Here is an 11700-nt window from a genome sequence, read left to right on the forward strand (position 1 = left end):
CCGACCCGGAAATTTCACGAAAAACCGTCGCGATGCAGTGCCCTGGGGCGGCCACAGCAGGAGTTCAGTGAAAGATCCGCGCTAACGGCGCTCGTCGCTTTCGACTACGCCATCGCGCAGGCGGACCCATCGGTGCGACCGCTCTTCCAACTCCTCCGAGTGGGTCACCATGATAAGGGTCTTGCCCTGTTGATGAAGCTCATCGAACAGGTTGAGAATCTCCGCCCCGGACTTGGAGTCCAGATTACCGGTGGGTTCGTCGGCAAGGATGATCAACGGGTCCACCGCCAGTGCCCTGGCTATGGCAACCCGCTGCTGCTGACCACCGGACAGCTCAAAGGGCTTATGGTCCACCCGCTCCGCCAGTCCTACCCGCTCCGCCAGCGCCATCGCGATGCCGTGGCTCTCGGTCTCTGAGTACCCCTGGTAGAACAGCGGCATCTCGATGTTCTCCAGCACATTGAGCTGCTGAATCAGGTTGTAGGATTGAAAGATGAATCCCAGCCTGGCGCCACGGACCGTGGACAGCTCATCGTCTTCCATTTTCGAAGTGTCTTCATCACCGAGGAAATACTTTCCTGAAGTGGGTTGATCAAGGCAGCCGAGGATATTCATCAGGGTCGACTTCCCGCAACCGGAGGGGCCCATGATGCTGATGTAATCACCCTGGTAAAAGTCCAGCGAGATGCCATGCAGTACCTCTACGGACAGGGTGCCCATGTAGTAGGTCTTGCGAATATCCTCAATCCGGGCGACCACAGACCGGCCCCCCAGCGGTGCTGGATCGGAGCCAACTGCTGCCGTCGTGGTCATGCTCTTTGGGTCCAAGTCGTTCACCTCGCGACTATTTCATGCGGCCTCACAGGGCTACCCCGGGTTTCTCTGGTGAACCACCCCATGGCCCGGTCAATCGCAACGCAGGCGACTAGCCGCCCGATTCAGCCCGGTCCTGCTGCGGAGGCAGCAGCAATAATTCTTCGCCTTCCCGCAGCCCACTGACTATTTCGATAAATTGCTCGGAAAACGCTCCGGTCTGAACCTCGCGGCGTTCCGGTCGGCCACCATTGCTGACATAGACAACGCGCTGATCACCAAGATAGGTTACCGCCTGCAAGGGCACGTAAATGACATCTTCCAGGCGATTGACCAGGATTTCCACCTGGGCGCTCATGCCGGGACGCAGCCACTCGTGGGTACCATCAATCTTGATAGTGGTCGGATAAACCTTAAGGTCAGGGTTCATAAACGCGTTGGCCGAATCGGCCACAACAGCCACCTTGGTCACGACCCCTGTCAGCCGCTCGTCAGGAAAGGCGTCAATTGACACATTAACATGCTGCCCGACTGCAACACGCTGCACGGCTGATTCGTGAATATTAACCTTGACCGCCATCTCACGCATATCCGGTATGGTCAGGATCGGCTGTCTTTCCCGGACTGTCGCCCCCTCCTGAATAGCCTCTTCACTGCTGCGCCGGTAACGCTGACTGCTCTGATCGGATGCTCCGTAGACCACCAGACCGGGACGTGCAGCGCGGATGGTTGCCGCTTCCAATTGCTGATTAATATCAGTCAGCTTGACCCGCTCCAGGTTGAACTTGCGTTCCGCCGAGCTGAGCCCGGCCTCTTCCTGGGCTTCCTTCGCAATATTCTCCTTGACCTGCCGCTGGTAGCTCATGATGGCGTTTTCATAATCGGACAACTTCTGCTCCGCGTCCTTGGGAAAGGTGTACTGAATATAAAGCTTCAGCGCGGTCTCTTTTTCCTGCAGTTTGTTATTGGCCTTGTTCAGGTTTAATTCCTCCGCCTCCAGTTCGGTCGGAGTAATGAAACCACGGGCTTCCAGGCGGCGCTGACCCTCGATACGGTCCTGAGCCAACAGGTACTCTTCCTGTGCTACCTGTAATTCGTCCTGCAGCTGTCGCAGGAATTGCTTGGCTTCCCCATCTTCCAGCCGGTTGATTTCTGCGTACTGGGTAAAATCCAGTCGATCACGAATGCGCATGTAGTCCTCATCCATGAGCAAGGAGCTTACCGCCGGGAGCGCCGAAGTCTTCAGGGGCTCCAGCACCAGCTCCGCCGGGGGTGATGTGGCCGCACCGGCCTCTTCCGGGAAACTGCTGGTTACACCGCCAAGTCGGGCGCCCTGCCGGCCACCAGAACCACCGGGCCGTCCCGAGCCGGGCTGAAAGCCTCCCTGAGAAAAGCGTTGCATACGCTCCAGCATATCTGCTGGAATCTGCCCGCCATTTTCCGCCATGGACTGGCGAATCCGCTCCTGCAACTGGGGCGGCAGGGCCTCCAGGTTATCCGGATCGAAGCTTCCGCCTGCAGGAGCAGGTGTCCGGCTGACAGCACTGACGGGCACCGATTCCGCTTTCAGGGCGGCCAGATCCGCCGCCTCTGCCCTGGCCAGGCGCTCCTCGATCCCCAGCTCCGTTATTATGTCGTTGACAACGTTGGCGCCCAGAAACTTTTCGAAGTCCAGCCTCGCAAACCGCATGCCCTGCCGCGCATCATTCAGCTCGGTCGTGTTCTGATTCAGCTGAATTTCATACTGGGCCTTGCTTTCAATGTACTGGGCTTCGGCGGTCTCAACAGCAATCTCCTGATTGAGCTGCTGATCGATAAGCTGAGCGGTGTCCAGTTCCACCAGGATTTTGCCGCTGGCCACGTCCTCTTCCGTAATGCGATACCCTTCCTCGACGATGCTGAGAATCTTCACCCCTTCCCGGCCTTTCACCTCGGAACGTATCTCCGTGGACACCAGGGCTTCCAGCGAACCACCCTCCAACACAGTAATATCGAGGTCGCCACGCCTGGCCTGGACCGTTATTCCACCGCCACCATCGGACCCGGAGCCGCTGCCCAGGCTGATCAACAGCACCAGCGCCCCGATTGAGCCGGCCACGATGGCGTAGCGGGTGCGCCTGGAGGCAGCCTTGAAACGCGCCAGCCAGGCCTGCACGAGGTTTCTCAGCCCGTCGGGCAGCCTGTCGATCAGATCGGTAACAACACCTTGTTTATTGAGGTTCATCAACCCCTTCCTCCCATTGACCGGAATCGTCCACGTACAACAATCCGATATCGCGCCAAAATTCCAGCTTGGCAATATTGTGTTCGACGATTGTGCTGACCAGTTCGGTACGGGCAGCGATGAGGTCGTTTTGCGAATCCACCGTATCCTGGATATCGCCAAGGCCCAGTTCAGCGCGCAGCTGGGCCTCTTCCACCCGACGTTCATTGATCCGGACGCTGGTCAGGTTGATCTCGTAACTCTTCAATGCCTGGTCCATGCGCCGCCAGGCATCCAGGACTTCCAGCTTTGCTTCATCCACCGCCGCCAGGTAGGCCCGGGTGGTCGCGTCATAAGTGATCAGCGCGCGACGCAGCTCGTTGCGATTGAACTTGGTGTCCAGGGGCAGATCCAGGTTGAGCCCGGCCGTATACACGGCGTTTTCAAAATCAAGCTCGCCCAGATCAGCATCCGCGGGGCCGCTGACCGCCACATCAAAACCAAAATCCAGGGCAGGTTTGAGCTGGTTCGCCGCTACCCTGATCTTCCGGGCACTGTCCTGGACGCGGTCCAGCTCGGTATAGAGATCCAGCCGGGTCTGCAGCGCCAGCCCCAGCGCCTGATCAATATCCAGGTCGGGATCAGTCATGCCGGTTTCAGCAATCAGCGCCAGCTCATTATCATCGAGGATGATATTGTCGCTGGCCCGCAACCCGATCAGTATCTTGAACAGATCCAGACTGCGCTTGTAGCGGGTGATTGAATTGGTCCAGCGCAAATCCTGCTGCAGAGACTGCTGCTCCAGTCGACCAACCTGCAACAACGTGCGCAGGCCTTCAGCCTGAAATGCCTGCTCCCGTTCCAGGTTCAGATTGACTGCCTGCAGGCCGGAATAGTTATTGCGGGCAATTTCCCGGTTCAGCAGCACCGAATAATACTGCGAGGCGATTCGAACCGCGAACAGCTTGCGATATCGCGTGAAGTCGCGCAACTGATAAAGCAGATCCCGTTCCGCCTGCATTAGGTTTTCGGTTTCGATCGCCGTGCCGAAATCACGAATCAGCGGCTGAGCAAAGGAGGCAAACAGAGCGCTGCCGTTTGTTTCACGGACATCCCCGGTCAGAAAGCGGGTGAAATTATTGGTCAGGGTGAGGGCCAGCACACCGCCGCCCTTCAGCAGCCAGCGAGACCCCAGATTGGTCCCGGCATCGATGCTCTCACTGGTATTGATCCGTTCCATGCCGGTCAGCGCCTCCATGTCCGTGACAAACTGATCATCGGCATCCCATTGGTAATCCCCACTGGAGGTGAAGGAGAATATCGGCGTGTAGCGGTAACGGTCGAATGTCAGGGCCAGCGCTTCCAGGTAGAGCCGTTCCTTCTGAGTCTGGTATTCCCGGCTGTACTGGAACGCCAATTCGAGCGCATCGTTGAGGCTGATGACCCTGGCCTCCAGTTCACTTTCGGCCTGATTGTCGAGAAATTCAAATACCTGCTGGTTCTGATCATAGGCCTCCAGATCAATCACCTCGACCGAGGCTGACGGATCGATATCCACCTGCCGGGTCATGCCCGGCACGGTCGGTGTCTTGCCGGTGATAGCCTGGTAAGTTTCATTGTCCGCCGACTGCCGGTAATAACCCGTTGTACAGCCCAGCAGGGCCGTCGACAGCAAAATTGCTAAAGGGCGTCGCAGCATAATTTTCTATCTGTTCGCTTTTATTCTGTTGTTATTCTGAAGGTGAATTAACGGATACCGGGCCGATGGACAGTATAACGCCGTCCTGGCAATGGCGTTTACCCCAAATTCGCTCAAAACCGATGTATTTGCGGGAGACAGAGGCAGGCCGCCCTTCCAAAGCCGCCAAACGGGTGAATTAAGCGGTAGAATACGCCTCACAGAACGAGGGAGCGTGGGGAGCAGAGCGAAAGTTGCCCGGGTAACCGGGCAAAGGCAGGCCGGGGAAGCAACAGTGATGAGCGCCAGCAGCGCCTCAACCGTTGCCCCTGGCGAGCCAGCCTGCCCAGTCTTCAGATCAGCGCCAGGATCAGGCTTGAACTGGCGGATAAAAGTGTCGCTTGGAAAGGTCTAATGATGCATCAGACAATGCTCAGGTTCGCGTTATTCATCATTCCCTGGTTTGTCGCCGGGGGGCTCAGTTTCTTTTCCGTAATGCTGCATAATGAGAATGCCGCTCTCGGTTCAGAAGTGGCCGCACAGCGGGATTATCGGCAGCAATACGAGCAACAACTGGCCATCAATACTGAACAGCGGGAGCGATTCGAAACCCGGATACAGCAATTGCAGGATAATCTGCGCAGCTCTCAGGTTCAGATGACCAATCTTTCCGAAGCCCTGCAGGAGGCCCGGGAAATGATGGAACCGGCAACCGGGCGGGTAAACGAACAACTCGACACCGAAGTCGAATGAGTGTCTGCAACAGCGGAACAGTTTTACCGGTCATGGAGTCCTGACACCGACAATGTTCGTAATCCAGGGGGAAACGCTGATTGCCTGGGGGTCCCGGGCGAATTGACCCGGCTGCTGTGGATTTCTTCGGCAATTCCTATACAGTATCGATTCTTAACTACAGTTTGAGGCTGACCATTCATGATCAGCCATTCAGTCGCAGAGGGGAATATCTGACATGACAAAGCTTTTCTCGGGTACCAGCCTGGCAATTACCGCATTGCTGCTGCTTTTGACAGCCTGCGGCCAGCAATCCGATTCCGGAAGTCAGCTGACACAGGCGTCGGAAACGCCTTCAGCCGCCGCTGAGGCGGGCTATCGTCAGATCAACGAGCCCAATCCCAACGACCCCCTCGCCACCCATATCTATGAACTGGACAATGGCCTGCAGGTGTACCTGACTGAAAACCACGAAGAGCCTCGGTTCTACGCCGAGATAGCCGTGCGAGCAGGCAGCAAGCATGACCCGGCCGATGCCACCGGTCTGGCCCACTACCTGGAGCATCTGTTGTTCAAGGGCAACCGCAACATGGGCACCCTGGACTTCGCTGCCGAACAACCCTACCTGGATCAGATCGTCGATCTGTACCAACAGCATTTCGCCACCACCGACGAAGAGGAGCGGGCAGCTATCTATGCTGAGATCAATCGTGTCGCCCAACAGGCGGCGCAGTACGCGATACCCAATGAAATCGACAAGGTCTACAACAGCATGGGTGCGGGTGGACTCAATGCCCATACCTCATACGAGGAAACCGTTTACAAGGTAGGCCTGCCGTCCAACCGGCTTGAGCAATGGGCGGAAATCGAATCTGATCGATTTATCAACCCCGTGTTCAGGCTGTTCCACACCGAACTGGAAACTGTCTACGAGGAACTGAATCGCAGCCTGGACAATGCTGACCGGATTATTCTGTATGCCACAGATGAGTTGCTTTACAAGCAGCACCCCTACGGACAACAGCCTACTATAGGCAAACCGGAGCACCTGAAGAACCCTTCCCTGGTCTACATCCAGGACTATTTCGATACCTATTACGTGCCCAATAACATGGCTATCTTCATGAGCGGTGACATCGACACCGAAGAGACCATAAGGCTGATCAGCGAGAAATTCGGCCATTGGGAAGCGAAGGACGTGCCCGAGGTTGGTCCGTGGAATGAAACTCCCCTGCAGGGTGCCGAGCGTCAGACCGTCTACTATCCTGGCGAAGAACAGGTACAACTGGCTTTTCGAACAGTATCCAATGCCAGCCCTGACCGGGAGGCGCTGATGATGCTGGACATGATATTGGACAACCGCACCGCCGGCCTCATCAATCTCAATCTCAATCAGGCTCAACGGGTAGCCAGTGCCGGTTCTTATCCCCGTTTTCTGAACGACTACGGGTCACAACAGCTGTGGGGTGTGCCCAAGGCAGGCCAGACTCTTGAAGAAGTGGAAGCGCTCCTGCTGGAGCAGCTGGAACTGATCAAGGCCGGTCAGTTCGACGACTGGATAATCCCGGCCATCGTCAACGATTTCAAAAAATCCCAGAAAGCATCGCTGGAATCCAATACCGCGCGTGTTGCCATGATGCGCCAGGCGTTCCTTTCCTATGACGAATGGGATCATTATGTCGGCGAAATGGAGCGCCTGGAACAGGTCACCAAAGCCGACATCGTCGCAGCCGCCAACCGCTATTTCAACGGCAACTACGTGGCCGTGTACCGTGAAGATGGCCAGCACGAAATTCCACCGGTGGCCAAACCTCAGATTGATCCCGTCTCCATCGACCCCACCCGGCAATCGGAATTCGCCGCCAGTATTCTGCAGATGGAAGTGGTTCCAATCGAACCGTCTTTTGTGGAAGAAGGCCAGGACTACCGGGTGTTGGAGTTCGCCGAAGGCGTGCCCCTGTACTACGCACCGAACCCGCTCAACGACCTGTTCACTTTCAGCATCACCGTTGACGTGGGCACCGACACCAACGAAAAACTGGGACTGGCAGCGGCCGTCATGGACAAGGCCGGCACCCCCTCCCTTTCCAACGAAGAATTACAGAAAGAATGGTACAGAATGGGCAGCGAGTTCCGTTTTGGTGCCGGTGAAAATCAGTCCAGCATCAGCATCTCCGGCCTGGATGAACAATTCGCTCCCACCCTCGACCTGATGCTGGAACTTGTGCACAACCCGGTAGCCGAAGAGCAAACCCTGGAAGAACTCAAAGGCATCATCCTGAAGTCCCGGGAAGACCAGAAAGAATCGCCCCAGGCGATTTCCAGAGCGCTGTATCTTTACAACCGCTACGGCGAAGAATCGCCGATGCTGGAATCTCTGACCAGCGAGGAAATTGTGGCAACCTCCCTGGCCGAGCTGCTGGGGTTGCCCGGCAGCCTGCTTGATTACAAGCACACCATCGCTTACACCGGCTCCATGGCCCTGGAAGAACTGGTCGAAGTGCTCAGGGAACATCACCCGGTGGGCGCTGATTTACTGGATCCGCCTCCGTATCGCTTCCGCACCACCCGGAACTTCGATGCAACTGAAATCTACCTGGTGAACAAGGAAACCGCCCAGTCGCAGGTGCGGATCGAATTTCCGGATGGCAGTTTCGACGAAGACCTCAGCCTCATTGCTTCGATCTATAACAACTACTTCGGTTCCGGTATGTCCAGCGTGGTATTCCAGGAACTGCGGGAGGCGCGTGCCCTGGCCTACTCCGCTGCGGCCAGCTATGCCCAGGGGAGTCGCGAGGATGCCGAGAACCTGATGCTGGGCGCTATCGGCTCTCAGACCGACAAGACGGTGGACGCGGTAACGGCTTTCGTAGACCTGATCGACAATATGCCGGAATCGACTGAACGCTTCGACGAATCGGTCAATTCCCTGCTGAATCGTTATCGGACTTCCAAGCTGAGTTTCCGTGAGGTGATCGGCTCGGTGCGCAGCTGGGAACGGCTTGGCCTGCAGGGTGACCCGCGACGGGACCGCTATGCACAGCTGCAGAATGTCACCATGGAAGACCTGTTGGCCTTCCAGCAGGAGCACGTCAAAGGGCGTCCGAAGCTGATTTCCATTGTCGGTGACACCACCGCCATCGATACCGAAGCACTGGCGCAGTTTGGCAGTGTCAAGGAAGTCGAGGTGGACGAACTGTTTGTCGACTAACCTGACCCGGGGCCGCTCCGGCATTATCCGGAGCGACCCGGCCCGGACAGGTTTCCAAGCCATCTAACAGGCTCTGAACAGCATTCCAGATCATACTGAATCCGTGAACACGAACCCCCTTAGAATCTACGACCTGCACAAGAACTACGGTTCCACTCCCATACTCCGGGGGCTGAACCTGGAGGTCGAGGAGAACAGTATTCACGGCCTGGTCGGGCTGAACGGCTCGGGCAAAACCACGACACTGGAATGCCTGTTGGGAATGCAGCAGTTCGACAGTGGTCAGGTCCAGGTACTGGGCCTGCCGCCGTCACAACTCTATCGCGCCAGAGGCGCGGTGGTCGGAATCTTCGATACCCCCAGCCTGCATCCCGGATTGACCGTGCGGCAGAACCTGAGACATGCCCGCCTGTTATGTGACAAACCGGTACGAAGCTGTGAAGAAGTGGAACGGATGCTGGGAATCACAACCTACCGGGACTACCGTGTCCGCCATCTGTCTCTGGGCAATAAACGGCGGGCCTCCATTGCCCATGCATTATTGGGTAACCCGCAGCTGATAATTCTGGACGAACCGTTCAACGGCCTGGATGCCGAAGGCGTTAATGACGTGCTGGAGCTTATTACCCGCCTCAACCGGGAACAGGGAACCGCGTTCCTGTTGTCCAGCCATCAGCTGCCTTACCTGGAACAGATTTGCAGCCACTTGGCGATTCTTCACCAGGGTAGAATTGCCGAGAGTGATCGCATCGACAGGCTGTTCGGTCGGGATCATTCCCGCGTGCAGATTACCTGCGATCGCCCGGAAAGCGCGGAGGAATTGATTGGAAAATCCGGCTTGGCCAGGGTGCAAGATCGCGACGGCAACCAGCTGCTCTGCGAACTGCTGGAGGGCAATGCAGCAGCACTCAACGCGCTGCTGGTCGGCCACGGGCTGGCGGTTTCGGAATTGATTGAGAAACGGGATTCCCTGATGTCTCTGTTCTACCGCATAACGGCAGATCAGGAACCACTGGCGGGGGCCGCTTAGAATGATGAGTGGTTTTGTCACCGCCCTGCGTGCTGAAATCTTCATTGCCCTGCGGAATTACGGCAATCGTATTGCCGTGCTGGCGCCCCTCTTCATCGTGTCCGCACAACTGATCCTGACCCGCCTTGGTCAGGCCGGCGAGACAGCCCGGGACGCACTGCTCAACGATTCACCCTTCGGCAGCAACACCCCGGTCGTGACGGCCTACGGTTACTTTGTCGATGGCCTCGGTACCGGCTTGACGCTGCTGGTACTTATTATGGTGGCGCTGGCCGCGCATTCCTTTGCCTATGATCGGGATACCGGCCTGCTCAGGCACCTGCTCATACGCCGGGTGTCGCGCCCCGCGGTAATTACCGCCAAGCTTCTGCAACTGCATCTTACCGCCCTCATTGCCCTGGCATTGCTGCTGGTCGGCACCTGGGCCGTGAGCGCCTGGCTCTGGGATTTCGGGCCGGTGGTGGAGGACGGTTTTGAGTTGATTGGCGAGGGGGAAATCCGCGCTGAAATTCTGCTTGGATTGCGTCTTGCGCTCCTGCCCCTGCCGGCGGTGATCGCTTTCGGCATGCTGGTATCGGTGCTCACTTACAGCACAACTCAGGCGGTGACCACCGCCCTGGGGATCAACCTCGCCATCGATATCTTCAAGGCTACCCTGGGTGATTCAGCCTACTACCTGTATGCCACCTTTCAACCTGCACTGCTCGACCAGTCCTACCTGGGCGAGGTCAGCAGCCTGGTCCGGGGATTTTCCGATGTATTGATCGACCAGCGCATGCTCACCCTCAACACCTGGATCCCGATCCCCCAGATGCTGTTGCTGGTGCTGCTGTCCTTGTGGCTGGTGCAAAGGAGAAAAATCTGATGGGCCGAATTGTATCGCCGTCCTGGTGTCTGCGCTTTTGCTGGCTGCCCCTCGCCTGCAGTCTGCTGGCAGGCTGTGTCAGCCATGAACCCAGGCGGCTGGTACCCAACGTCACCCTGTCCCCGGACGATTTGCAGTTGAGCCAGCCTGTATCAGAGGCAGAAAATGCCGGTGGTGTGGATTTCGGGCTCGCTGTCACGGTCAACGAAAGCGATTCCCTCTTCAACATCGAGGTGCTGCCGGGCGTCCGGGTCAGACAGGTTGCCGGCGGCGGCCCCGCAGACCTTGCCGGCCTGCAGGCGGGTGACATCATTCTCGCCATCAATGGAACCGAGGTGAATCAGCCCGACACCCTGGAAGCACTGGCGCGTCAAGGTCAGGAGGGGGCGGCGTTCACTTTCCGGATCCGTCGGGGAACGGCCATTCTGGAATCCAGCCTGGTCGCTCGCCCCAGAGCCACCGCCGGCGCGCCACTGCGGGAACTGTACCGCAGCGATCCGCTGGCCACCCGGGCGGGCTACGAAACAACGCTGGTGCAGGTGCGTGGCCAGGGGGAGATTTCTGCCGCCCGGGTCGTGGAGCTGAGCAATGACAGTCCGCTGCACAGCGCCGGCATCAGCCCCGGGGATGTAATCCTGGCGCTGGACGGGCAGCCTGTCCAGTCCGCGCAAGGCCTGATCGACAGCCTGTTAACCGATTATGCACTGGGTGATACGGTAAACTTTACGGTCTATACCGGTGACACCCTGCAGGAGCGCAGGATAGCGTTATGGGATCCGGGCCGCCGGATTAACCGTATAGCCCTGCGTCCACTGCTGTTCTATGAATCCAGCCTCGCCGATCAGCAGACCCGGCTCTCGGTGCTGGATTTCTGGCTGTTCGCGCTGTATCGCTACGACCAGAACCAGGGCGAAAGGAAGCACGAGCTGCTGGAAATTTTCTCTATCAGCAGTGACTATGGGGAACTGCTGGAGGAATCAGCAGATCCCTGAGCCGGCCAGGACGACCGAATAGACGACCGTATACTAAAGTTGGTTTTTTGACTGTTTGACTGTTTGACTGTTTGACCGTTTGACCGTTTGACCGTTTGACCGTTTGACCGTTTGACCGTTTGACCGTTTGACCGTTTGACCGTTTGACCGTTTGACCGTTTGACCGTTTGACCGTT

Annotated in this window: 8 protein-coding genes; 5 read left to right on the top strand and 3 right to left on the bottom strand. The window is 57.5% G+C overall.

Translation table 11 applies throughout. The features are described 5' to 3' along the window. Positions 1-81: 81 nt before the first annotated feature. From R3F50_20470 to R3F50_20480, 3 genes are all read right to left on the bottom strand, one after another. Positions 82-828: an ABC transporter ATP-binding protein gene (locus tag R3F50_20470; GenBank protein ID MEZ5492664.1), complete on the bottom strand. Its 747-nt coding sequence runs from the start codon at positions 826-828 to the stop codon at positions 82-84. Between the two features lie 97 nt (positions 829-925). Next, the gene (locus tag R3F50_20475; GenBank protein ID MEZ5492665.1) at positions 926-3037 is read right to left on the bottom strand and encodes an HlyD family efflux transporter periplasmic adaptor subunit; all 2112 of its coding nucleotides are present in this window, start codon (positions 3035-3037) and stop codon (positions 926-928) included. Next, positions 3024-4715 carry a TolC family protein gene (locus R3F50_20480; GenBank protein ID MEZ5492666.1) on the bottom strand — a complete coding sequence of 564 codons (1692 nt, stop codon included), beginning with the start codon at positions 4713-4715 and terminating at the stop codon, positions 3024-3026. The genes R3F50_20475 and R3F50_20480 overlap by 14 nt, the downstream gene beginning before the upstream one ends. A 393-nt stretch (positions 4716-5108) precedes the next feature. Here R3F50_20480 and R3F50_20485 point away from each other — a divergent pair, with 393 nt between their 5' ends. From R3F50_20485 to R3F50_20505, 5 genes are all read left to right on the top strand, one after another. Then, a complete protein-coding gene (locus tag R3F50_20485) occupies positions 5109-5447 on the top strand; it encodes a hypothetical protein (GenBank protein MEZ5492667.1) in 339 nt (112 codons plus the stop codon). A gap of 217 nt (positions 5448-5664) precedes the next feature. Next, positions 5665-8637, top strand: a complete 2973-nt coding sequence (locus tag R3F50_20490; protein ID MEZ5492668.1) for an insulinase family protein — start codon at positions 5665-5667, stop codon at positions 8635-8637. 103 nt (positions 8638-8740) lie between these two features. Next, entirely contained in the window at positions 8741-9667 is a 927-nt protein-coding gene (locus R3F50_20495; GenBank protein MEZ5492669.1) for an ABC transporter ATP-binding protein, read from the top strand. A 1-nt stretch (position 9668) separates the two neighbouring features. Next, positions 9669-10532 carry an ABC transporter permease subunit gene (locus R3F50_20500; GenBank protein ID MEZ5492670.1) on the top strand — a complete coding sequence of 288 codons (864 nt, stop codon included), beginning with the start codon at positions 9669-9671 and terminating at the stop codon, positions 10530-10532. Continuing rightward, positions 10532-11524: a PDZ domain-containing protein gene (locus tag R3F50_20505; GenBank protein MEZ5492671.1), complete on the top strand. Its 993-nt coding sequence runs from the start codon at positions 10532-10534 to the stop codon at positions 11522-11524. Before R3F50_20500 ends, R3F50_20505 begins: the two co-directional genes overlap by 1 nt. The last annotated feature ends 176 nt before the right edge of the window (positions 11525-11700 follow it).

Source organism: Gammaproteobacteria bacterium (assembly GCA_041395725.1).
In the GTDB taxonomy this organism is placed as follows: domain Bacteria; phylum Pseudomonadota; class Gammaproteobacteria; order Pseudomonadales; family Pseudohongiellaceae; genus NORP240.